We start from the raw sequence: 23,826 nt of genomic DNA, 5'->3' as shown, positions 1-23,826 counted from the left end.
TCCAGAACTGCTTACTGAAACTGTATACTGAAAACTAAAAAGAAATATGGAACACAATTCAACTTTCCCTATAAAACAAAATGAACTCAATATGCTTCGTGATGAAGCAAGTGGATATTTAAAATCTGTTCAGTGGGAGCAAGGAGCAAGAGCAAAAAATAAAGACAATAATGCCAAAGACGAATCAATTTTACTGTATTTGTCAAGAGCAAATAGCGGAAGTAATGTAGAAATTACGTCAGTTTCCAAAACAATTTTAGCGTTAAAAAAACGCTTATTGCCAGATTCTTTAGCAATTCCAATTAATTTGAACAAAACATTATATGCGGTTCAAGAAGGATTAACATTAGGAATTTGGATTAAAGATAGCTACAATGACGCTTCAGGTTTATCAAGTTTAGCTGAGCGAAAATCAGCCTTAGATAATAACGGAAAACGCGAGTTTGAAAGCAAAATGCAAACGGCAACAGCGTTTCAATTATTTGCAACTTCGTATAAAGTATTACACGATTTAAAACCATTCTCTTCTGACGATTTATCTGTAATGAAACAGAAATTTGCAGGAATTCCAGAAGTTTCTTTGATGTCACCTTTAAAAGGAATTGCATGTAGTTTGTTCTATTTTGATAAATATTTATCGCATCCAGATATTATCAAATCAGACAAAGATGTTATTGATTTTACAGTTGTTTATTTTGAAGCTTTAATTGATGAAATTCAATTACGTAAAAGCAGTTTAGAGTACACAGAAACTATTGTAGATAGAACGTATAAGTTAGAAAATAGCGAGTTTGCTGTTTCTGGTTGGGACAATGTTTTTCAAGGAACTGCAAAAAGTGTTGAGTTTAATAAAATTCAGTTCGAGCAAATTGTAGGAAATAAAGATGCAAAACATTTTGGACGTAGATTAACAGAAAGAATGTTGAGTTACGATTTTGATGCAAAGAAAAATCCGTTTCAAGAATTAGGTGGATTTATGCCAGTTTTTATGGGTTATGGAATTCCAGGAACAGGAAAATCCATGTTAATTGCAGCAATTGCAACACGTTTAAAAGAATATTCAGACAATTTGGATATTCCGTTTTTATTTCATCCAATGCCAGATACATTGATATCTACTTTTCAAGGAGGTTCAGCAGAAAAAATGGTAGAGTGGATGAAGCCAATGCAAGATCCAACCAAATTAATTTTTGCACCAATTGATGATGCAGAAAACAATTTACAAGAACGAACTGCGCAAGGAGTTTCGGCTGGTGTAAAAGAAGTAATAGGAGTTTTCTTACGTTATACAGAAGGTGCGTATGCTGTAAATTATGGAAATTCTTCAATAGGATTATTTACCAATTTACCAGAAATGTTAGACAAAGCGGTAATTTCTCGTGTGCAAGGAAGATTTAAAATTGATGGCGCAAGAACCGAACACGATTTCTTAGATCAAGATTATATTTGGTGGAAAAAGTTTGAGAAAACAATGCCTGCATTTGTAAATATGTTAGGACCTTCAGACTATAAATATTTAGCAGACCAAGGTTTGACTAAAAATATGGGAGATATTTTAAATAGTATCGAAAAACCAACAGAAGAGCGTGTTTTAGAAGCGTATGACAGAGCAGAAAATAGCAATAAAGCCAATGAACACATGTTCTTTGCAAGTTTGTATAAAGAAATTCAGAAAATATTTCCGTTTTTCTCATCAAGAGATGTGCGTAATATTCAAAGTGCAATTTCGTTACGTTTAACTGATTTCGATTTAGAGCAAGATTGGTTTGAGAACCCGGAAACGTATTTCAAACAGAATTACGAAACCAAGTTTAATATGTTGCAAGAATTAATGAAAGGCAACATGAAAGGTTTAGATTTTTCTGAAATTAGAAGACAAGAAGTAGTTCGTTATTTAGATAATGTAGCAACTATTGCTGATACAGATTTCAAACGAAAAGTAGATGCAAGAGTTAACCAAATGAATATAGATTTGGAAGCAAGAGAACAGTTCGGGAATAGAGATTAATGAAAGCTAATTTTGTAAAATATTATCTACCAGTTTTTGTTGTTGCATTGACGATGATTTTCCCAATTATTCTTTTGAATTACAATTCAAATGAGTTTTTGGATATGATAATTGGTTTATCAGCTGTTTTAATTTTTATAACATTATTAGTTGGAACATTTAATTTTAAATTTGGTGATAAAATAAAGGCTAAAACTCAAAATAAATCTTTGAATAAAGATTTATTTCAACAATTTATTTATAAAGGTTTTGATAATAATGGAGTTTCAATTTTTGGTTATATTGATAAATATTCTGTAACTATTTCTGATGAACAAGATTCTCAGCCGAGAAAATGGCTGAAGATTGTGATTTTGTTTAATCCGAAACAGGAAAACCAATTTATTCCAAGATATGTTTTTAATAAATTATATGACGATGGGAAGAGAAATTATTATTGGAGTTCAAATTGTTTAACAATCGAAAAAGTTTATGGTTTTAAAACACCAAAATATGCAAGTGTAAGAGAAATAATTAAAGAAGCTATTAATATTTTGAAGAATAATAATATTTCCCCAATAAAAGCAGAAGACTGGAATTTATCATTAGAGGAAAGTGTAAAACATTACAATCAAACTATAAGTTTATAAAAGTAAACTTGTCATTCCTGCGTAGGCAGGAATCTCAAAATAAAAAAGTAAATAAGATTCCTGCCTTGCAGGAATGACAGAAAATAATAATGCAAAAATTAAAAGAAGCAAATTTATATAGAAGTGAACTGATTCCTGTTAGTGGAAAATTAGTTGCGCGTTACAATCAATGCTTGTTAAAATTAGGTTTTACAGAAACTAAATTAGCATCATTTACTATAGATGGAATTGGTTGGAGTCCAGAAATCGCTGAAGAAAAAAATAATGCAAGCTATTTAAATAATGGTGAAGCAAATCCACATTGTATTCTAATTACACCGTTGCAAAAAGGATTACCGGTTTACAATCCGTTTCATTCGTATGATAGAGAGGTAATGAAATTGGTGTTTCAGAAACACGGAGATAAAATTAATAATATTACAAGAGATTCAGCTATTTGTGTAGATTTTGATCAAAATATCGATGTTTTTTACGATCCGTTAGATGTTTTAAGATATAAAGATATTACTGTTAAATTTCGTTTAATCAATGATTTAGATAAGGCGAAGAAAGAACAGTTAGCATTGGTTGAATTGTTTAATAAAGACAATAATTTTATAGATGAAACCATTCATCAACAGTTATTAGCATCAGCAAAAAAATATGGCGATTTAAGAGAAAGAGATTTAAATTTAGAACCCGTTAGTTTTACAACAGATTCTTTTTACACCAAGGCTTTTGGAGGTATTTATGTGTTACGAGATTTTATATTGCCAATGTTGGTTTTTGAAAGCGAAGAAACATACAAAGAAGCAATTCAAGATACAATGCACGATGTGTTAATGTATCATATTTCGCATCCAGAATTAATGGAGAAACTTCGAAATCATTCTATTGCAGAGTTCGATTTAGATGATAAAATGACAATGAAACGTTACGAGCGCATTAAAAAATATGTGCTTTCTGAATTAGTAGAAGAAGCAAAACATCCAATAAAAGATATTTTAGATGATAAAATGTTGTTTAAAGGGTATTTGAATAAGTTAGAAATAAGTGCTCGTAAAAAAGTAATGGGAGTTGAGCGTTATCTTGAAAAAATGCAAATAAACAAAGATTATAAGATTGAAGATATCGTGGATAGTGAAGTATATTTTGCATTACATAATCCACATTCGTCATTAAAACCAAATCATCAAGATTTAATTTGGAAACTCTTAGTTAATGTAGCTCCAAAAGACATTTTATTCTTGTATTGGTACGATAAAGAAGAATTTTACAAGCAATATAAAACTTGGGACAATTCTATGAAAGAATGGGTAATTAATACGATTAAGAACAATTTTTAAAAATAATAACTAACTTTATAGCATTAATTATAAAGTATGTCATTCCTGCGTAGGGAGGAATCCATAGAAAAGATAGTATAGATTCCTGCCTACGCAGGAATGACAAAATAAAATAATAACAAAGTTGAAAATTTGAAGTACGAGTAAACTTCCTGCTCCCAACTTCATTCTTCCAACTCTTTACCTAAAATTATGACACTAGAACTCATTGTATTTATAGCAGCAATTTTATTTGGAGCCTTGTTGTATTGGAGAGAATCTCAAGGAAACGAAATCTATCGATTTTTTAATAAAATGATGAATTCGAAAGAATTACAAATGAAAACTGAAGATAAAAAAGGTTTTTTATATCAGCAGTCATTATTATTACGATTGGTTTTTATCACTACTTTATTCTTAATCGGAATTGTAATAACACGTTTTTTAATTCCTATTGATTTAGCAACATTATCATTATTTGCTTCTATGATTTTCGGAACATTATTAGGAACGTATTTAGCAGGTTTCATATTTAAATCGAGTGAAGTAATTGACGAAAAATCAGATTCTTTAGAAGATTTAGTAAGCGATACTATAGAAAAAGGAAAAGATTTTATCGAAGATTTAAAAGCTGATAAAACAGAAGTTAAAGAAGAAACAACATCAAAAATAAAAGAAGAACCAAAAGCACAAGAGAAAAGTGCAAGAGATAGATTAAAAGATAAAGGACTTTTGTAGTTTTCAGTAGACAGTAGACAGTAGACAGTAGACAGTAGACAGTAGACAGTAGCAGTTTTCAGTTAGTATAATATAAAATACAGTTATCCACGCTGTTGTTTCCTCCCTTTGGGAGGATTAAGGTGGGCTTTATTATGATAAAAAGATATTGGAAAAAAGGAGGTAAGCAAAAAGCAATAGTATTAATACTTGTTTTTATTTTATTGCTTGCGGCATTCATTTTAAGAGACGATTTTCAACCCGCGTTATTATTTCTTAGAAAGTATATTTTTATAATTCTGTTAAGTTTTATAGTGCTTTTCTTCGGATTAAGAAGTTTTAGAAAATCTGCAAGTACAGGAAAAAGAATTGGAATTTTAGTTGGATTAACACTCTTTTTTGGAGCTTTATACATTGCAGGTTGGCATTTTAAATTGTACGATTATATGAAAACATATAATGTATATAACAACTTAAATAGAATAGAAATTGTTGAACTTCCACTAACACAAAATGAGCGAATTCAACCATTAAGAAACATATTCTCTATGGCAAACGAATCGGTAGGGGAAACCAAAGACGTTTCTTTACCTCACTTGGTTCGTATAGATTCTGTAAATAAATGGACAATGGCAATTCAACCAACCGAGAAATATGCTTGGCAAGGAATGCGAGACAATACAGAAGAAGTTTTTGCCGTTTCAAGTACAACACCATTTCCTCGTTTTTCTTCAGAGAATCGAATTCCAGTTACATTTTCAATAGGTGAATCTTTACGTTTTAGTAGAAATACCTACAATGCAGTAGTGCAACGTTTTAATATTTTTCAACTATTTAATATGGAACCAAGCGATACATTTTACATGAAAAACGATGCTGGTAAATGGGTGCAAGTAGTTAGTTTAATAAAATGGAAAGGTTTCTTTTTTCCCTACCCAACTTTTGGAGGAGTTATGGTTGTAGATAATGGAGAACACGAATATTTTGAACGCCTTTTAATGGGAGTTGGAACGTACATTTCACCAGAGGAAATGAAAAATCACCCATATTTAACAAAGCAAAATACCTTAGCGGAAAAAGTTTCTCGTTTACAAGCAGAATCATTAAAATTTATTGGAGGTTTCTCTGATCCTTTACCTTGGAATATGGAAACAGCAGTAAAAATTCCGGACTTATCAAAAGACCAAAATCAGCAACCTTATGTAACTGATTTTAATTTTTCAGACACACAAACAGGCGCGTATTCTGGTTTATATCATTGGTTTGGTTTAGAGCCAGTAGGAGATGAGCGCACAAGTTTAACTTATAGTGTTTTTATTCCTGCAGATGGTACAGATAAGTTATATTATTATGATCATGCATCAAAAAAACAAGGATATGCTGGTGTTTCAGCAATGCCTTTAAAGGTTGTAGAATCTCGTAAAGAATACGATTGGAGTGCAAATTCTCCGGTGGAATTTAGACCTTATATTAAAAATATTGCAGGACGTAAAAGAATGTTTTTCTTGGGTACCGTTTCTGCCATTAGTAAAACAAATGCGCAGCAATTTGACGGTTCTGCAACGCCAGATTTAGCGCTAGTAGATAGTGAGTATAGAGATGTAGTTTGGATAGATGCAAAGCATCCGAGTAAATGGGATATTTCAGTGTACGAGCAATTAGCGGAAGCTTGGAAAGAAAGCGAAACCACAAACAATTATTTCAAGAATAACCCTGCAATGGTCTATAATTTAGACCAACAAATTACAAAAATAGATTCGTTAAAGATGAATACTGTTCAGCAAGACAAAAACATCGAAATAGAAAAATTACAAAAGAAGATTGACTCTTTAAAAGGTAATTAAAATTATTAGGGCGTTACCCAATAAAAAAAGGAGTTATACGAAAAAGTATAACTCCTTTTTTTATTGCGTCAGGCTTTTCGCACTCGCTTTTTTTAGTGTTTCGACTACGCTCAACAACCAAAAAAGAGCTCAAACAAACGCTTCAATCCTTAACGCGTGTACTTGCTTTTTTATCGTCTAATTAATGAGAAATGTCCAGATCTAGTTCTTACAATACCTTTAGTATCAATCAAGGTTGCTTTAAACCAATAATCGTTAGACGGCATTGGTTTGTTTTTATAATAACCATTCCAACCTTGAGAGCTAAAACTAAACTCATTAATTACTTTACCTTGCCTATTATAAATAACAACGCTATTTTCAGGGTAAAAAGTTGTGTTTACACCTTTAATAATCCAAGTATCTTTAATTCCGTCATTATTAGGAGTAAAGAATTTAGGGAATTCTACAACGGCAACAGTATGTGTAATTTCACCACAACCATTTTTATCACGAATATGAATTGTATAAATTCCACCTTCTAAACCTTCAAATACTGGTGAATCTTGGTAATTTGCAATTGTAAGTCCGTTTTCATTAACTAAAGCAAACTCGTAATCACCTTCACCTAAATTATTGTTTTCATTATTAATTGTTATAGAATTGTTGCTAGTATCATCAATAATACTAATATCATCATCGGTAATAGTAGCAATATTAGATTCAGTAACAGTAATAGTTCTAGTTCTAGAACACATTGTGCCGCTTATTGTTGTTGCGGTTACACTGTAATCTCCTCCTGTTGTAACATTTTGAGTTTCTCCTGTTCCTAAAGCATTTCCATTTGGATCTAACCATTGGTAAGAATAAGAACCATTAGGGTTTTCTACCTCTAATGTAAGTTGCGGATCGTTTAAACAAATACTTCTTGGAGTTGTTACCTCAAAATCGGGTATTGGATTTATTATAATATCAAAAGTAACATCATCATTAACACAAAATGTGGTTTTGTTTTCTATTCTAACAAATATAGTTTGCGTAAATGCATTTGTATTTGTAAAAGGTGTGCTTTGTGGACTATCGCCAGAAATTGCATCCGCTTGCGAAAGATGAAAAGTTACATTAAAATCATTTGGATCCTGTACAGTTGCATCTCCTAAAATTAACGGAATTTGGCTTTCTAAATCGATAGTATCAATAATTCCGTTACCAGTTTCGGTGTCACAATCAATTAAATCTAAAGAGTTGTTGTCTGGGTTTCCTAAAGGTTCAGGATTTACAATTACATCAAAATTAGAACTAGCATTTACACAATTAGAAGTATTGTCTTCAATACGAGTGTAAATAGTTTGTCTATTTGGTGTTGTGTTGGTAAATAACCCTGTAATTGGCATTGCTCCACTTTGTGCTAGTGCTAGAGATGTATGATAAGTAACCGTAAAGTTAGCAGGGTCTTGAGTTCCTAAAATAGTTGACGTTTGTAGTTCTAAATCAAAATTTTGAGAAATTCCATCAGTATCATCATCACAAATTTCTAAATCTTCTACGGAATTTGCAATTGGTACCGTATTTACAACCAAGTTAAATGTATATCTATCAAAAGCACACATTGTTGTATTGTTGGTAATACGGACATAAATTGGTTGTTGATTAGCGACAGTATTTTCATACGGAGAAGTTAAAGCGTTAGCTCCAGAAGTTGCCTCTGCTTGAGATTCATGATACGTAACCGTAAAATTAGTTGGATCTTGAGTTCCTAAAATAGCTGCAGTTTGGCCTTCTAAATCGAAAGATTGTATAATTCCGTTAGCGTCATCACTATCGTTAAAATCATCACATAATTCATATTCATTATCGATATTAATAGTATTTGCAACTGGAACAGTATCTACAGTTAAGTTAATATAAGGACCTAATCCAAGACAACCATTGTCTAAGTTATTATCTACACGCACATAAATTTGTTGCATATTCGGGTAACCGATATTTCTATAATTAGTAGCGTCTACAATTTCATTAGCCTCAGAAAGTGCGTCAGCTTCGTTTCTATAAAAAGTAACGGTTACAACTTGTGTTGTAAACATAGCTTCAATTGTAGCTCTTACATATTCAAAATTAAATGTAGTAATGCCATCTGTATCATCATTATTTGCGTTGTCATTTCCATTGATATCTAAATAGTCATCACACATGGTTAAGTTTTCAGAAAAAGTATCTGGTACTTGAGAAGCTGTAATTAATAAATTTACAGCAATATCGCTAGCACATAATGTTGTATTGTTTGTGACTCTTACGTAAACAATATCATTAGGTGTGTTTGTATTTGTATAAGCTGTGTCGTTTGTTATAACTGAAGTGTATGCGGCATCAGAATAATATACAAAAGTTTCATTTGTGTAATTGCTAGAAATTAAGGCATTAGCTTCTGTTAGATTAAATGCAGAAAATCCATCAGTGTCATCATCACATTGTTTTAATTCAATTGAATTTAAAACTGGTAGCGAATTTAATGTAAGTGTAATGGCATTAGAAGTTGACTCGCAAGAACTACCTGTTCTAAACATTCTAACTCTATATTGGTTTGTGTTAAAGCTAGAAGGAGCATCGGTTATTGTTAATGCTGTCGAAGTTTCATTACTGTAATTTGCATCAGCAACAACATCATTCCAATTAGCGCCATTGTCTGTACTAACTTGCCAAATAAAAGTATCAGCAGTTGAATCTATTGTTATATTAAACGTATCATTTTCACAATGTGTAGTATCTTCAAAAGTTGTATTTAGTATTGGTGTGCTAAAAACTGTTATTTGAAAATCTGTAAACTGTGGACATAAATCAGGGTTGCTAACATTATGTATTCTAACATATATTGTTTGGTTTGCAGCAGTATTTGTGTAATTTCCTGTAATATTTGTTCCGGCTACATTATCTATTGCTGCTTGAGCAGTTTCAAAATATAATACTTCAAAATTTGTTGTACTTTGGGTTAATAAAACTTGAGGTGTAGCTTCTGAATCAAAATTAAAAGTAGTTGATGTGCCACCAGTTGCATCACATTTTTCAATTGTACTTACTGGGTTAGCAACAGGTAAATCTAAAACTCGTAGAAAAAAACTTTGGTCAACAGCACAAGAAGGGTTTATTATATTTTCTACTCTAACAAAAATTTCTTGATTAAAAGTAGTTGTATTTGTAAATGCTGTGTTTTTATCAATAACATCAGTTGTAGCATCTGTTTGCGCTCCTGTTTGTGTTGTATGGTAACTAACTGAATATTCTGTTGTAGATAAATTTCCTAAAATTTCTACATCTTTATCAATAAATTGGTCAAAAGTAAAAATTCCGTCAGTAGCACTACTAGAAGTTGTGTCGTCACAAACTATAATATCTGAAGCTGTTTCTGGAGTAGGTTCAACGGAATATCTAATTTCAAAATTGGTAACAGTATCACAACTTAAATTGTCTTGTATTGCTGAGTTAAAAACTCTAGCCCAAATTTGCTGAACAGTATTAGTTGTAAAATCAAAATTAGTTATTTCTCCAGAATTGACATTTGCATCTGCTTCCGTAATATAATATTTAACGTCAACACCAGTTTGTGTGCCAATAATTGTTGTGGTTTGTGTGGTTAAATCAAAACTATATCCAGCTCCATCTGTATCACAAATTTCAATTGGAGCTGGTTGTGTAGCTGTTGGAGGTGGTACAAATGTAATTTCAACTTCATCTGTTGCCTCGTTGCCAACTTCATCAATAATTTTAACTTGGTAAGTTCCTGAAATATTTGTTGTTATTGATATTGTAGCATTGGTTTCTCCTGAAATAGTATTAAATCCACTTCCAGTATCTAGTAACCATTCGTAAGAAATTGCAGTGCCGGCAGAAGGTGTAGCGTCTAATTCTACTTGTGTACCTTCACATACAATTTGATCTTCCCCTAATTCTCCTGCAATTATAGAGCAGTCTGTTACACCTGCTCCAGCTACTCCAAAATTAGTTTGTTCCAGTTTTATAAAACCAGGTGTGCCTGCAGTTCCTGCGGGAGTCCAGTTTGTTACTAATAATATATAAAACTCTCCTTGTTGAGTGTTAGTAATTGTAAAACTTTCCTCTGTTTGTGTAGACCAACTACAATCTACAATATTAGTTCCATCTAAGTTATTTAAGTAAAAACCGGGATTTGAAACGTTATCAGGACAAGTTCCTGTAATACAAGTTTTAGATAAAGAATTACAATTATTATCAGGTGTATTAAAAGGGCCCCAAGCAACAAAATCTACGTCTAATGCAGTCCCAATTGGGTTTCCATTAGAATCAAATAATGTATTTTGTACTATTTGAAAATTTAAATCACCTGCTTGTCCTATTTTTATGTAAAACCATGCAGCATTTGGAGAATCATTTAAACATCCATAAGCTGGAGTTGGGTTAGAAGCGGTTCCAGAATTCCCAGTAACATTAGGGAATATCTTAACACCATTATTATCTGAACACATAGGATTAGCACCTTCACAAGTTGGAGAACCATTATTTTGAGAATTAATGTTCCAAGAGAAAAGTAACATCAAAACAATCAATATGAAATTATTTTTCCTCATGTTTATCTATTTTTTTAAATACTTTGTTGAAAATAATTTCATTATTTTTATATAATGAAAAATTATATTCTCCTATTTTATATTTTGAAAAATTATGTTTAAAACCATCTTTTTTATCAATAACTAATTTTTTTTCATATAAAATGGTTTTACTTTTATCCGTAATTTTTAAAACATAAGTACCTTTTTCTTTAACTATTATATTAACGGCAGATCTTTCAGCAATATTATTTGGATAAATTATTATATCAGTTTTTTGTGCTAAGATAAAGTTGCTTAATAACAAAAAAGATATAATAAGTGTTTTCTTAATTCTCATTTCATTAGTGTTTTTATCTACGAATTTATTAATTTCTATTGTATTTTTCATAAGGTAAAAACTCTTTTTTTTTAAGTTACTGTTTTAAAGAAATTACATTCCATGGAAAATAAAATTAATTATTGTAACTTTGTATTGAATTTAAAAAATTTTCAGAATGAAAACAAACAAAATAATATATTATACAGCAACAGGTTTATTAACACTTTTAATGCTGTTTTCTGCAGGAATGTATTTCTTTAATCATGAAGCGGTAGCTACTATGTTTACTAGTTTTGGTTATCCAACTTATATTATCTATCCTTTGGCAGTAGCTAAAATTCTAGGTTTAGTTGCTATTTGGTTTTTAAAGAGTAAAACGTTAAAAGAATGGGCATATGCAGGTTTCTTTTTTGATATTGTTTTAGCTTTTTTTGCTCATTACATGATTAGCGATGGAGAGCAAGGAGCTTCAGTCGTAGGTTTGGTATTGGTAATTATTTCATATATTTTTTCAAAAAAAGTACAAAATGGATAAGAATGTAACAAGTACAGTTGTTTTAACTGATAAGAATTATTTGGCAGAAGCAAAAATGAGAAATCATTTTGCAGTTATTGATGAACCAGTAGCTTCTGGCGGAGACGATAGTGGTCCAACTCCAGTTGAATATTTACTTACAGCAATTGGTGGTTGTGTTTCAATAACACTAAGAATGTACGCAAAACGTAAAGGTTGGGATTTGGGAAAAATAACAGTAAATGTTACCCAAAACGAGCAAAAAGAGTTGATTGAGGAAATCTCTTTCGAGAAAGAAGTTACTGAAGAACAACGAAAAAGACTCCATGTAATTGCAGGTAAATGTCCTGTAGCTAAAATGGTAAAAGGAGAAACAGCAATAGTTACTAGTATTCAGTAGGCAGTATTCAGTAGGCAGTTTTCATAATAGCAGTAAAAGATGTCAGTTCGAGCGCAGTCGAGAACTATTTTAAAAATAATATAAAAAAAATGAAAAACATAATTGCATTTGCAGGAAGCAATAGTAAAAACTCAATAAATAAACAATTAGCAACATATGCTTCTAGTTTGGTAGAAAATGTAGCAGTTCAAATCTTAGATTTAAATGATTATGCACTTCCAATTTACGGCATAGATGAAGAAACTGAAAACGGAATTCCGGCTAATGCAACTAAGTTTTTAAGTTTAATAGAAAACTCAGACGGAATTATTTTATCATTAGCAGAGCACAATGGAAGTTATACTGTTGCCTTTAAAAACATACTCGATTGGATGTCTCGTATTGATAAATCTATTTTTAAAAATAAGCCAATGTTATTAATGGCAACATCACCAGGAGCTCGTGGAGGTAAAACTGTTTTAGAAACTGCTAAAAATGCATTTCCTCGTTTTGGAGCTAATTTAGTAGGAGATTTTTCTTTACCAAGTTTTTTTGATAACTTTAAAGAAAATGAAATAACAAATGAAGCTTTAAATTCACAGTTAAAAGAATTGGTAGCGGAATTTAAAAATTAATAAATCAGAAATATGGAAGTTATAATTTACGGTAGAAAAGGACATGCACACACAGTTGCTTTTAAAAATCATTTAAGAATGTCAGACATTCCTTTTGTTTATAAAGACGTCGCGGTAGATGCTATAGCCAAAAAGCACACCAAAGAATTATACAATGGAATCTTAAAATACCCAACCATAATTATTGATGGAGAAGTGTATTTAACACCAACTTCAGATGAATTTAATAAAATTATTAAAGAAGCAAGTTTAAAATAAAACTATTATAAACTGAATACTGAATAATGGGAGATATTTCTAAAGACATACAATCAACCTTTAAGAATAATAAAGTTAAAGCCTTAATCAATATAAAATACACTGCAAATTGGTTAAGTAGTAGAGAGAATAGTTTTTTTAAAGATTTCGGTATTTCGCCACAACAATACAATATTCTTAGAATTTTAAGAGGAGCTGGAGATAAAATTAAAGCGCAAACGGTAAAAGAAAGAATGATTGAAAGAGCGCCAAATGCAACACGCTTAATGGATAAATTATGCGAAAAACATTTAATAGTAAGAGAGCGTTGTGAGCATGATAAAAGAGTTGTTTATGTAACTATATTAGAAGAAGGTTTAACTTTACTTACAGAAATAGATAAAGTAAGTTCAAACTTAAATATGCTAAACAATTTAACTGAAAAAGAAGCAGAACAGCTCAGTAATTTATTAGATAAAATTAGATAGAAAAAATTTACAAAAATGTTTTCCTTGGAAAATAAAAACAATTATTATGAAAACATTAAAAACAATACAACATAAAGTAGGAAGTCCGTTGGTTAATATGGGAGCAATAAAATTGCGTCAACCTTTACCTACCAAAGGTATTGAAAACTTAGATCCATTTTTGTTATTACACCATTACGGGCCTTATGCGATAAGCGAGTTTAATAATCCGTTTGATTTAGGCGCACATCCGCATCGTGGTTTTGAGCCAATAACATTACTTTTTAAAGGAGAACAATTGCATAGAGATTCTTTAGGAAATGAAATGATAGTAAAAGCAGGCGATGTTCAATGGACAACTGCTGGTCGTGGAATAATACATGCCGAAGGACCAACAAAAGAGTTCGTGAAAAAAGGTGGAGATTTAGAAGGAATTCAATTATGGTTAAATCTTCCTGCGTCTAAAAAAATGATTCCAGCAAATTATCAGCATTTAAAGAGTGAAGATATTCCTGTAATTGAAAATGATGATAAAACAATTCAATTAAAAGTAGTTGCAGGTGAACAAAACAATCAAAAAGGTTTCATTAAAACTCAGACAGAAGTAAACGTGTTTACCTTAAAGGCAAAAGAAAAAGGTGTCATAAATATCCATTTACCAAAAACACATCAAGCATTAATTTACTTGTTAGATGGAGAAGTTTTAGTTAATAATGATACAACGTTAAAAAAAGGAGCAACTCAAATGCTAACTTTTAATCAAGACGGAAATTCAATAGAAATTAAAGCTGAAAAAGAAAGTAACCTAATTGTGCTTTCTGGTGAGCCAATCAAAGAAAAAGTTACTTCTTGGGGACCTTATGTTATGAATACACAAACAGAAATTATGGAAGCACTTAGAGATTTCCAACAAGGAAAAATGGGATATTTATATTAATTTAATAAAAGTTTGGGCGTTACCCAAAAGGGTCGTGCTTTACACTATATCTTTTTGCTGAAAAAGCAAAAAGGATGCCGTTTCAATCACTAACGCAATAGCTCAAGATTATTTACAATCTTGAGCTTTTTCTTTTCAAAAAATAAACATACCTTGCAAAGTATTATGCGTGCATAATAAAATTAAGCGAAAAATTATGAAATATAAACACATATTTGAACCCTTAGATTTAGGTTTTACAACTTTAAAAAATAGAATCCTAATGGGTTCTATGCACACAGGTTTAGAGGAAGAAAAAAATGGATTAGAACGTATTGCAGCTTATTATGCAGAACGTGCTAAAGGTGGTGTTGGTTTAATTGTTACTGGAGGTATTGCACCGAATGTACAAGGTTGGACTGGGCCATTTTCTGCAAGAATGAGTACAAAGAAGCACGCTCGCCATCATAAAACAATTACCGAAGCTGTACATAAAGAAGGTGGTAAAATTTGTATGCAAATTTTACATGCTGGACGTTACGGTTACCATCCTTTATCTGTTGCACCTTCAAAAATAAAGTCTCCAATAACTCCGTTTAAGCCTTTTGCTTTAAAACAATCGGGTATAAAACGTACCATTAGAGATTTTGTAAATTCTGCAAAACTATCTAAAGAAGCAGGTTATGATGGAGTTGAAATTATGGGTTCAGAAGGTTATTTAATCAATCAGTTTATAGCAAAAAGAACAAATAAAAGAACCGATAATTACGGAGGTTCTTATGAAAATAGAATGCGTTTACCAATTCAACTTGTAAAACAAACAAGAGAAGCTGTTGGAGAAAACTTTATCATTATTTACCGTTTATCAATGTTAGATTTGGTAGAAAATGGTTCTTCTTGGGAAGAAGTAGTTCAATTAGGTAAAGAAATTGAAAAAGCGGGAGCAACAATTATAAATACAGGTATTGGTTGGCATGAAGCAAGAATTCCAACCATTGCAACATCGGTTCCAAGAGCCGCATTTACTTGGGTTACTAAAAAAATGAAAGAAGAATTATCTATTCCGTTAGTTACTTCAAATAGAATAAATATGCCAGAAACAGCAGAAGAAATTTTAGCTGAAGGTCATGCAGATATGATTTCTATGGCGCGTCCGTTTTTGGCTGATCCAGAATGGGTAAACAAAGCAGCAGCAGAAAAAGACGATGAAATTAATACCTGTATTGGTTGTAATCAAGCGTGTTTAGATCATGTTTTTGAACAAAAAGTAGCAAGTTGTTTGGTAAATCCAAGAGCTTGTCATGAAACTGAATTAAATTACAATCCAACTGATAAAAAGAAAAAAATAGCCGTAGTTGGTGCAGGTCCAGCAGGTTTAGCAGCTTCAACAGTAGCAGCACAAAGAGGTCATGAAGTAACACTTTTTGATGGAGATGCAGCAATTGGTGGACAGTTTAACATTGCAAAACAAATTCCAGGTAAGGAAGAGTTTTACGAAACTATTCGTTATTTCGGTAAACAATTGAAATTACATAATGTTACTGTAAAATTAAACACACGCGTAAATGCGGAGGATTTAGCTAAAGGAAATTTTGATGAGGTTATTGTAGCAACCGGAATTACTCCAAGAACACCAAGAATTGAAGGAGTTGAGCATAAAAAAGTATTAAATTATATAGATGTTTTAAAGCATAAAAAACCAGTAGGAAAACGTGTTGCTGTAATTGGAGCAGGAGGAATTGGTTTTGACGTTTCTGAATATTTAGCACACGAAGGAGAAAGTACTTCTCTTAATATTGATGCTTGGTTAAAAGAATGGGGAATTGACAAAACGCTAGAAGCGCGTTCTGGTATTGAAGGGATAAAAGCCGAAGCACATCCTTCACCAAGAGAAATCTTTATGTTTAAACGTAGTAAAGGGAAATTTGGAGGAAACTTAGGTAAAACTACAGGTTGGATTCATCGTTCTACATTAAAAAAGAAGAAAGTTCAATTTATAAACGAAGTTCAATACACAAAAATAGATGATGAAGGTTTGCATTATGTTCAAAATGAAGAACAAAAAGTATTAGCTGTAGACAACGTTGTAATTTGTGCAGGTCAATTACCATTTAAAGAATTAGTAGAGCCTTTACAAGCTAAAGGAATAACTACTCACGTAATTGGTGGAGCGGATATTGCTGCGGAGTTAGATGCAAAACGTGCAATTAACCAAGGAAGTAGGCTCGCAGCCGAAATATAATAAAAGCGTTATTTTTGTTTCTTAATAATTTAATAAAATGAAAAAAATAATACTATTAATTTTAATATTGCAACAATATTTTGTGTTTGCGCAAGAACCGCCAAAGATGTTAAAATATAATGCAAAAAATGCGTCAAATGTTTTTTATTATAATGAAGATGAGGTTTCTAAAAAAATAAAAATTAAAAAAGACAACACAAAATCAATAGTAATAAATGCTTTAAAAGTATATAATGATAAAATTAGAGTTATAACTTTTTTAAATAATCAAAAGTTTCAAGAGCTAGATGTTATTGTAAACACAATGGGGAAAGAAGCTAGAAATAATCCAGATTTAGGAAGAAGAATTAGGCAGCGAATAGAAATAGTTGTTTTGCCAATTAGAGATTCTATAAAGAAAAACGAAGAGATATTAAACACAACTTTACAACCAGTTTTAACAGAAAAACAGTTTAAGAGGTGGAAAAAATATCAAAAAAGAAAGAAAGAAGATTTACGACCTAAACAACCTAGGAAAGAAGAGCAACAAACATCTAGGCCCAGAAATAATAGAAGACGATATTAACTATAAATCCTGCTTTGTTGCAGGATTTATAGTTTTAAAAAATTAAAGACTATTTTTATCAACTAATAACAAAAAATCAACATGAAATCATTTACAATTCAAGAAATTAATTCATTAGTTAAAGGCGAATTAATAGGTGCTTGTGCAGAAAATATTACTGCTCCAGAACAAATAGAAAAAGCCTTAAAAGGACAAGTTACTTTTATTGGAAATAGAAAATTTGCTCGTTTATGGGAAAACTCTAATGCAAGCGCAGCAATTATAGATGAAAAATTAGACTTGGCACCAGGAGAAAACAAAGCATTAATTAAAGTAAAAAATGCCGATTTAGCAATGGCAATTCTTTTGGAAGCTTTTGAGCCAGAATCACCAAGTTTTGATGTTGATATTCATCCAACTGCAGTAATTGATAGTTCAGCAAAAATTGGAGAAGGTTGTAAAATAGGAGCAAACTCTTACATTGGTAAAAATGTAATTTTAGGCAATAATGTAATAATTTATCCAAATGTTTCTGTTTTTGATGACACTAAAATTGGTAATAACACCACAATTTGGTCAGGAACTGTAATTAGAGAAAGAACAGAAATTGGTAGCAATTGTATTTTTCATACAAATGTTAGTATTGGCGCAGACGGATTTGGTTATAGACCAAGTGAACAAGGCTTAACAAAAATTATTCATATTGGAAATGTTGTAATTGGTAATTATGTTGAAATAGGAGCAAATTCTTGTGTAGATAGAGGTAAATTTAGCTCTACAATTTTAGGAGACGGTTGTAAGATTGATAATTTAGTACAAATTGGGCACAATTCTGTTCTTGGAAAGTTCTGTATTATGGCAGGAAATAGCGGTTTAGCAGGTTCAGTAACTTTAGGCGATGGCGTTGTAATTGGCGGAAGCGCTTCCATAAAAGACCACACAACAATTCATTCAGGAGCAACTGTTGGTGCAGGATCTGGCGTTATTGCAGATGTTCCTGCAGGTAAAACTGTTGTTGGTTATCCAGCTGCAGATGCACGAGAAAAAATGAAAGAATGGGTTGCAATTCGTAGACTTGCTAGAGGTTAAAAAACGAACCTTTTTTATAATTTTTAGGGCGTTACGGTTTTGGTAATTTAATTTTTTTATCAATGTTTACTTTTTTTAAAATACATTCAAGTCAATAAACTAAAAGCAACCAAAACCGTCGCGCTTTCACTACTCGCTTCCCGATAAAAATCGGGAGAGCTCAAACATGCCGTTCAATCGCTAACGCGAGCGCCATTTCCCCAAGAAAAGAGCAGTAAACTATTACTTGACAAGTCTAATATAAATACCGATATTTGCAGTTCAACTTTATTAATAAACTAATCAGTTAATTATGGCAATGAATAAAAATACAGTTTTAGGCTGGGCAACTTTCTTAATGTTATTTATGGGAGTAGTATTAATCTTAATGGGAGCATACAGATATGATGATGTTGCCGGATGGGGTTTTGCAACTGTTGGTATAGGTTTCTTCTGTATTGCTTGGGTATTTAATGCCTTAAAAGGAAGAGTATAAATTCAGTATTCAGTGAGCAGTATTCAGTATTCAAATTAAAATAAAAAACAACAATGAGCGACGATAAAAAAGTCATTTTTTCCATGAATAAGGTTTCTAAAACCTATCAATCTACAGGAAAACAAGTTTTAAAAGATATTTATTTAAGCTTCTTTTATGGAGCAAAAATCGGAATTTTAGGTCTTAACGGTTCTGGTAAATCTACTTTATTGAAGATTATTGCAGGACAAGAAAAAAACTTTCAAGGAGATGTAGTTTTTTCTCCAGGATATAACGTTGGATATTTAGAACAAGAGCCACAATTAGATCCAGAAAAAACAGTTTTAGAAGTTGTAAAAGAAGGTGTTGCAGAAACTGTTGCTATCTTAGATGAATACAACAAAATTAACGACATGTTCGGTTTAGAAGAAGTATATTCTGATGCCGATAAGATGGATAAGTTAATGGCGCAACAAGCCGATTTACAAGATAAAATTGATGCAGCAAATGCTTGGGAATTAGATACCAAACTAGAAATTGCAATGGATGCATTAAGAACACCAGATTCTGATAAGAAAATTGGTGTTTTATCTGGTGGAGAAAAAAGACGTGTTGCACTTTGTAGATTGTTATTAAAAGAGCCAGAAATTTTATTATTAGATGAGCCAACAAACCACTTGGATGCAGAATCTGTACATTGGTTAGAGCATCATTTAGCACAATATAAAGGAACTGTAATTGCCGTAACGCACGATAGATATTTCTTAGATAACGTTGCAGGTTGGATTCTTGAACTGGATAGAGGAGAAGGAATTCCTTGGAAAGGAAATTACTCTTCTTGGTTAGATCAAAAATCTACAAGAATGGCGCAAGAAAGCAAAACAGCTTCTAAACGTCAAAAAACATTAGAACGCGAGTTAGATTGGGTTCGTCAAGGCGCAAAAGGTCGTCAAACAAAGCAAAAAGCACGTTTGAAGAGCTATGAAAAATTGATGAGTCAAGATCAAAAACAAACCGAAGAAAAATTAGAAATTTATATTCCAAATGGTCCACGTTTAGGAACCAATGTTATAGAAGCTACTGGAGTCTCTAAAGCCTTTGGAGATAAATTATTATACGATAATTTAGAGTTTAACCTTCCGCAAGCAGGAATTGTAGGAATTATTGGGCCAAACGGTGCTGGTAAAACCACAATTTTTAAAATGATTATGGGAGAAGAAGCTCCGGATGGTGGAACTTTTAAAGTAGGTGAAACGGCTAAAATTGCGTATGTAGATCAAGCACACTCAAATATTGATGCAGATAAATCTATTTGGGAAAACTTTTCTGACGGACAAGATTTAGTAATTATGGGAGGAAAGCAAGTAAACTCTCGTGCTTATTTAAGTCGTTTTAATTTTGGTGGAAGCGAGCAGAACAAAAAAGTTTCTACACTTTCTGGTGGAGAAAGAAACCGTTTGCATTTAGCAATGACCTTAAAAGAAGAAGGAAACGTTTTACTTTTAGATGAGCCAACAAACGATTTAGATGTAAATACATTAAGAGCCTTAGAAGAAGGTTTAGAAAACTTTGCTGGTTGTGCCGTAGTTATTAGTCACGATAGATGGTTTTTAGATAGAATTTGTACACACATTTTAGCTTTTGAAGGAGATAGTAATGTCTATTTCTTTGAAGGTTCTTTCTCTGATTATGAAGAGAATAAAAAGAAACGTTTGGGTGGAGATTTAATGCCAAAACGTATTAAATATAGAAAATTGATTAGATAAATTCTAAACGAATATTTTATATGAAAGCAGCTAATTTAATTAGCTGCTTTTTTAGTTTACAATAGTTTTTTCACCCTCTTCTGTAAAAACATATTTATTAATAATGTATTCTGTAATTGGATTTAATTCTTTTAAAGTTTCAGGATGAATTCCTCTTTGTGTAAAATACTCTATTTTTCCTTTAGATGATTTTCCGTACCAAACTTTAGGCTTACCATTTTTAAAAAAAGGTGTTTCTTTGGTAACTTTTATTTTTTCAAAACCTTGAATATTGATATTATAAATAGCATTATCTATAGTGTTTTTTACTTTACAAGAACTTTTTTTGAAACGAGTATCTTTCCAAATAATACAAGTTTCTAATTCATTCTTACTGTTTTTAATGACAAAAAAAAAAGTAAAAAAGTAGATGCTACAGAAAGAGTAATAATGAGTTTTTTATATTTTTTTAGAAATGATTCTTTATCATTTTGATAAAAAATTTGAGGTTCATTTTGTTTGCTAATTTCTTCTTTTGATTCCTTTTTTGACTCATATTCTTCAAAATCTTTAAAGCCTATATACTGAGACATAAAGTCTAAAAGATATTTATTTGGTTCCTTAACAATTACTTGTTCTTTTTCCTCAACATATTTATTATATAAACGTGTTGCTTTTTTAACACTAATATAATTTTTATCAATTGGGGTAACCTTTTGTAGTTCTTCTACCCAAAAAGTGGCTTTGGCATTTTTATTCTTCTTAAGTTCCTTTTTTTCAATTTCATTAAAAAAATCAATTATAAGTACTTTAATCATAGTAAGTTGTTTGGTTGTCTAAAAGTAGACATTTTAGACAAAACAAGGTTAAAACTGTCTAAAATTAGACAAATTAGCCTTGCTTCTAAATTGTCCAAATGTTGGCTACTATTAACTTAAAATCACTTCCGATATTTGCAATAGAAATAGTTTTCTAGAAAAAAAAGAGAACTATTACTGCAAAAAACAGAATGCTATAGTGTTGTTTTTATTGAATTGGGAAAACAAACTAATAACACTATTTCATTCTACGACTTCCCGCAAAAGAGGCGCGCGACTCTTTTAAATTTTAATGTGTTGTGAACAACAAACAAGCTGAATTGTAAAATTCGGATAGCAACACTATTGTTTAATTTTTAAAAGAATAATAATGAAAAAAGTGTATTTAGTATTTGCAATGTTATTTGCAACCGGAGTTTTTACATCTTGTACAGATTTAGATGAAAACCTAGAAAATGAACCAGTTAAAGTAGAAACTTTAGCAACTGGAGGTGAAGATAGTCATATTCCTGATGATGATGATGATGATGATGATGATGATGATGATGATTTTGGTGGAGGAAATTAAAATTTTTTAAATCAGGATTTATAGTATTTTAGAGGAATGAAATTGAAAACCTTATTCCTCTTTTTTTTTACCTTGTTTTTGAACAATAACTTGTTTTGTTTTCAAGAGCAACTATTAAATAAATCTTTTGATAGTATTTATAAAGAAGTCAATGTTTATAGAAAGAAAAAAGAAAATAAGAAAGCTTTAATCTACTCTAAAAAGTTACTCAATAGAGCTTTGGAGAATAAGAATAAAAGCCAAGAAGCAAGATCATACTATAAGATTGCAGAATTTCAAAGAAAATTAAAGGTTAAAGACAGTGCATTCTATTACTACAAAAAATCGAAAGAATTATATCTACAAGAAAATGACAGTATTCAAGTTGCAAGATGTTTATTAAATATTGCAATTATAGAATCTGATTTTGGTGATTATGCAAATAGTGATATCTCTGGAATTAATAGTTTAAAATATTTAAATGGTAGAAGAAAAAAAACGATTATATCTTCTTACAATACTTTAGCCATAAACTCAAAAAGGCAATTTTTATTTGAGGAAGCTATTTATAATTACAATAAGGCATTATTTTATAAGCCTTCTGAAAAAAATGTGGTTATTATTAAAAAAAATATTGCTAATGTTTATAAAGAACAAGGCAATTATTTGAAATCAATTTTAATGCTAGATGGTTTATTGCAAGATTCAATTAAAAATACAAAAACAAGAATTAGAATCATAGATAATTTAGCCCATATTAAATGGTTACAAAACCCAAAAGCAAATGTTTTAAAAGATTTATTATTAGCAAATTCAATCAAAATAAAGAGTAAAGATAATTATGGTTTAATTGCTTCTTACAGCCATTTGTCTGAATACTTTTATAAAAAAGATAAAAGCAAATCGTTCTTTTATGCAAATAACATGTATAAAATATCAAAAAAAGAAAGAAGTCCGAATGATATAATTGAGGCAATAGACAAAATTGTAGCGCTACAAACACCTCATAAGGCAATAAAATTTTATAAGGAAAGTATTCATTTAAGAGATAGTTTACAAGCAGCGGATACAAAAAGGCAATACAAGTTTGCTAAAATTAAATATAATTATGAAGAAGAAGAGAAGCAAAAATTGAAATTTAAAACATTAGCTACTGAAAATAAGTTGATTGCAGAACAAGAAAGTAATCAAAAGAAAAACATTTTATTTAGTGGAGCTGTTTTAACTGCAGGTTTGTTATTTCTAATTTATAGAAGAAAGCAACAACATAAAAAACGAATTTTACTAGAAAGTTATAATACAGAAACAAGAATTGCAAAAAAGTTACATGATGAATTAGGTAATAATATGTTTAATGTTATAGCTAAAGTGCAGAATACTAACTATAATACAGCAGAAATTATAAACGATTTAGATAAAATATACTTACAAACTAGAGCAATTTCCCATGAAAATGACTCTATTGAAACAGGTAGAAATTTTGAAAATTATTTTAGAGAATTAGTTTCAAGTTATAATTCTGATACATGTAAAATTATCCTAAATGATTTGCCTTCTCTAGAATTAAATAACTTAAAAAATAACAAACAAATTGTTATATATAGAGTTTTTAATGAATTGTTTGTAAATATGAAAAAGCATAGTAATGCTAATTTGGTTGTTATTTCTTGTAAAAAAGAGCATAATTTTTTACAAATAGCTTATTCAGATAATGGAGTTGGGTTTAAAGAGAATACTATAGTTTTTAAAAATGGACTTAAAAATATGGAAACCCGTATAAAAACGATAAAAGGAACTATTAATTTTGAAAGCAAACAGAATAAAGGTTTAAAAGTTACATTCAATTTTAAAAATTAAAA

At 30.8% G+C, this 23,826-nt stretch carries 21 protein-coding genes; 18 read left to right on the top strand and 3 right to left on the bottom strand.

What is annotated here, in order from left to right; all coding sequences use genetic code 11:
- Positions 1 to 46 precede the first annotated feature (46 nt).
- The 5 genes from LPB136_RS05910 (at position 47) to LPB136_RS05890 (ending at position 6,502) form a co-directional block, all read left to right on the top strand.
- The gene (locus LPB136_RS05910) at positions 47 to 2,008 is read left to right on the top strand and encodes an AAA family ATPase (RefSeq protein ID WP_072555241.1); all 1,962 of its coding nucleotides are present in this window, start codon (positions 47 to 49) and stop codon (positions 2,006 to 2,008) included.
- Entirely contained in the window at positions 2,008 to 2,637 is a 630-nt protein-coding gene (locus tag LPB136_RS05905) for a hypothetical protein (RefSeq protein WP_072555240.1), read from the top strand. Before LPB136_RS05910 ends, LPB136_RS05905 begins: the two co-directional genes overlap by 1 nt.
- An 89-nt stretch (positions 2,638 to 2,726) precedes the next feature.
- Positions 2,727 to 3,962 carry a DUF6638 family protein gene (locus LPB136_RS05900; protein WP_072555239.1) on the top strand — a complete coding sequence of 412 codons (1,236 nt, stop codon included), beginning with the start codon at positions 2,727 to 2,729 and terminating at the stop codon, positions 3,960 to 3,962.
- Positions 3,963 to 4,154: 192 nt separating this feature from the next.
- Positions 4,155 to 4,679 carry a hypothetical protein gene (locus LPB136_RS05895; RefSeq protein WP_072555238.1) on the top strand — a complete coding sequence of 175 codons (525 nt, stop codon included), beginning with the start codon at positions 4,155 to 4,157 and terminating at the stop codon, positions 4,677 to 4,679.
- A gap of 134 nt (positions 4,680 to 4,813) precedes the next feature.
- On the top strand, positions 4,814 to 6,502 hold the full coding sequence (locus tag LPB136_RS05890; protein ID WP_072555237.1) for a hypothetical protein: 1,689 nt from the start codon (positions 4,814 to 4,816) through the stop codon (positions 6,500 to 6,502).
- 170 nt (positions 6,503 to 6,672) lie between these two features.
- Here the strand turns inward: LPB136_RS05890 and LPB136_RS05885 are convergent, their stop codons facing one another.
- Together LPB136_RS05885 and LPB136_RS05880 are read right to left on the bottom strand one after the other, a co-directional pair.
- Positions 6,673 to 11,079, bottom strand: a complete 4,407-nt coding sequence (locus LPB136_RS05885; protein ID WP_072555236.1) for a T9SS type B sorting domain-containing protein — start codon at positions 11,077 to 11,079, stop codon at positions 6,673 to 6,675.
- The gene (locus LPB136_RS05880; protein WP_072555235.1) at positions 11,066 to 11,449 is read right to left on the bottom strand and encodes a hypothetical protein; all 384 of its coding nucleotides are present in this window, start codon (positions 11,447 to 11,449) and stop codon (positions 11,066 to 11,068) included. The genes LPB136_RS05885 and LPB136_RS05880 overlap by 14 nt, the downstream gene beginning before the upstream one ends.
- Positions 11,450 to 11,555: 106 nt before the next feature.
- Between LPB136_RS05880 and LPB136_RS05875 the strand changes: the two genes are divergently transcribed.
- The 11 genes from LPB136_RS05875 (at position 11,556) to ettA (ending at position 20,623) form a co-directional block, all read left to right on the top strand.
- The gene (locus LPB136_RS05875; protein ID WP_072555234.1) at positions 11,556 to 11,915 is read left to right on the top strand and encodes a DoxX family protein; all 360 of its coding nucleotides are present in this window, start codon (positions 11,556 to 11,558) and stop codon (positions 11,913 to 11,915) included.
- Positions 11,908 to 12,294 carry an OsmC family protein gene (locus LPB136_RS05870; RefSeq protein ID WP_072555233.1) on the top strand — a complete coding sequence of 129 codons (387 nt, stop codon included), beginning with the start codon at positions 11,908 to 11,910 and terminating at the stop codon, positions 12,292 to 12,294. Before LPB136_RS05875 ends, LPB136_RS05870 begins: the two co-directional genes overlap by 8 nt.
- A gap of 89 nt (positions 12,295 to 12,383) precedes the next feature.
- Positions 12,384 to 12,908, top strand: coding sequence for an NADPH-dependent FMN reductase (locus LPB136_RS05865; protein WP_072555232.1), 525 nt, complete (start codon positions 12,384 to 12,386; stop codon positions 12,906 to 12,908).
- A 12-nt stretch (positions 12,909 to 12,920) separates the two neighbouring features.
- Positions 12,921 to 13,166, top strand: coding sequence for a glutaredoxin family protein (locus LPB136_RS05860; RefSeq protein WP_072555231.1), 246 nt, complete (start codon positions 12,921 to 12,923; stop codon positions 13,164 to 13,166).
- A gap of 26 nt (positions 13,167 to 13,192) precedes the next feature.
- Entirely contained in the window at positions 13,193 to 13,633 is a 441-nt protein-coding gene (locus LPB136_RS05855) for a MarR family winged helix-turn-helix transcriptional regulator (protein WP_072555230.1), read from the top strand.
- A 46-nt stretch (positions 13,634 to 13,679) separates the two neighbouring features.
- The gene (locus LPB136_RS05850) at positions 13,680 to 14,549 is read left to right on the top strand and encodes a pirin family protein (RefSeq protein ID WP_072555229.1); all 870 of its coding nucleotides are present in this window, start codon (positions 13,680 to 13,682) and stop codon (positions 14,547 to 14,549) included.
- A 196-nt stretch (positions 14,550 to 14,745) separates the two neighbouring features.
- Positions 14,746 to 16,770: an NADPH-dependent 2,4-dienoyl-CoA reductase gene (locus LPB136_RS05845; RefSeq protein ID WP_072556930.1), complete on the top strand. Its 2,025-nt coding sequence runs from the start codon at positions 14,746 to 14,748 to the stop codon at positions 16,768 to 16,770.
- 37 nt (positions 16,771 to 16,807) lie between these two features.
- Positions 16,808 to 17,335, top strand: coding sequence for a hypothetical protein (locus LPB136_RS05840; RefSeq protein WP_072555228.1), 528 nt, complete (start codon positions 16,808 to 16,810; stop codon positions 17,333 to 17,335).
- 81 nt (positions 17,336 to 17,416) lie between these two features.
- Positions 17,417 to 18,403, top strand: coding sequence for a UDP-3-O-(3-hydroxymyristoyl)glucosamine N-acyltransferase (gene lpxD, locus LPB136_RS05835; RefSeq protein ID WP_072555227.1), 987 nt, complete (start codon positions 17,417 to 17,419; stop codon positions 18,401 to 18,403).
- Positions 18,404 to 18,695: 292 nt separating this feature from the next.
- Positions 18,696 to 18,878 (top strand): CAL67264 family membrane protein, encoded by a 183-nt coding sequence (locus LPB136_RS05830; protein ID WP_072555226.1) that lies wholly within the window; start codon positions 18,696 to 18,698, stop codon positions 18,876 to 18,878.
- Between the two features lie 53 nt (positions 18,879 to 18,931).
- A complete protein-coding gene (gene ettA / locus LPB136_RS05825; protein ID WP_072555225.1) occupies positions 18,932 to 20,623 on the top strand; it encodes an energy-dependent translational throttle protein EttA in 1,692 nt (563 codons plus the stop codon).
- A gap of 359 nt (positions 20,624 to 20,982) precedes the next feature.
- On the opposite strand, the gene LPB136_RS05820 is transcribed toward ettA, so the two are convergent.
- The gene (locus tag LPB136_RS05820) at positions 20,983 to 21,420 is read right to left on the bottom strand and encodes a hypothetical protein (protein WP_072555224.1); all 438 of its coding nucleotides are present in this window, start codon (positions 21,418 to 21,420) and stop codon (positions 20,983 to 20,985) included.
- A gap of 370 nt (positions 21,421 to 21,790) precedes the next feature.
- Between LPB136_RS05820 and LPB136_RS05815 the strand changes: the two genes are divergently transcribed.
- Both LPB136_RS05815 and LPB136_RS05810 read left to right on the top strand, forming a co-directional pair.
- Complete coding sequence (locus LPB136_RS05815; RefSeq protein WP_072555223.1) at positions 21,791 to 21,988, top strand: hypothetical protein; 198 nt, start codon at positions 21,791 to 21,793, stop codon at positions 21,986 to 21,988.
- A 90-nt stretch (positions 21,989 to 22,078) separates the two neighbouring features.
- Entirely contained in the window at positions 22,079 to 23,824 is a 1,746-nt protein-coding gene (locus LPB136_RS05810; RefSeq protein WP_072555222.1) for a tetratricopeptide repeat-containing sensor histidine kinase, read from the top strand.
- Positions 23,825 to 23,826: the final 2 nt, after the last annotated feature.

The organism is Tenacibaculum todarodis (genome assembly GCF_001889045.1).
GTDB classification, from domain to species: Bacteria; Bacteroidota; Bacteroidia; order Flavobacteriales; family Flavobacteriaceae; genus Polaribacter; species Polaribacter todarodis.
The sequence above is the reverse complement of the archived record's forward strand: the minus strand, read 5'-3'. Positions and strand labels throughout refer to the sequence as shown.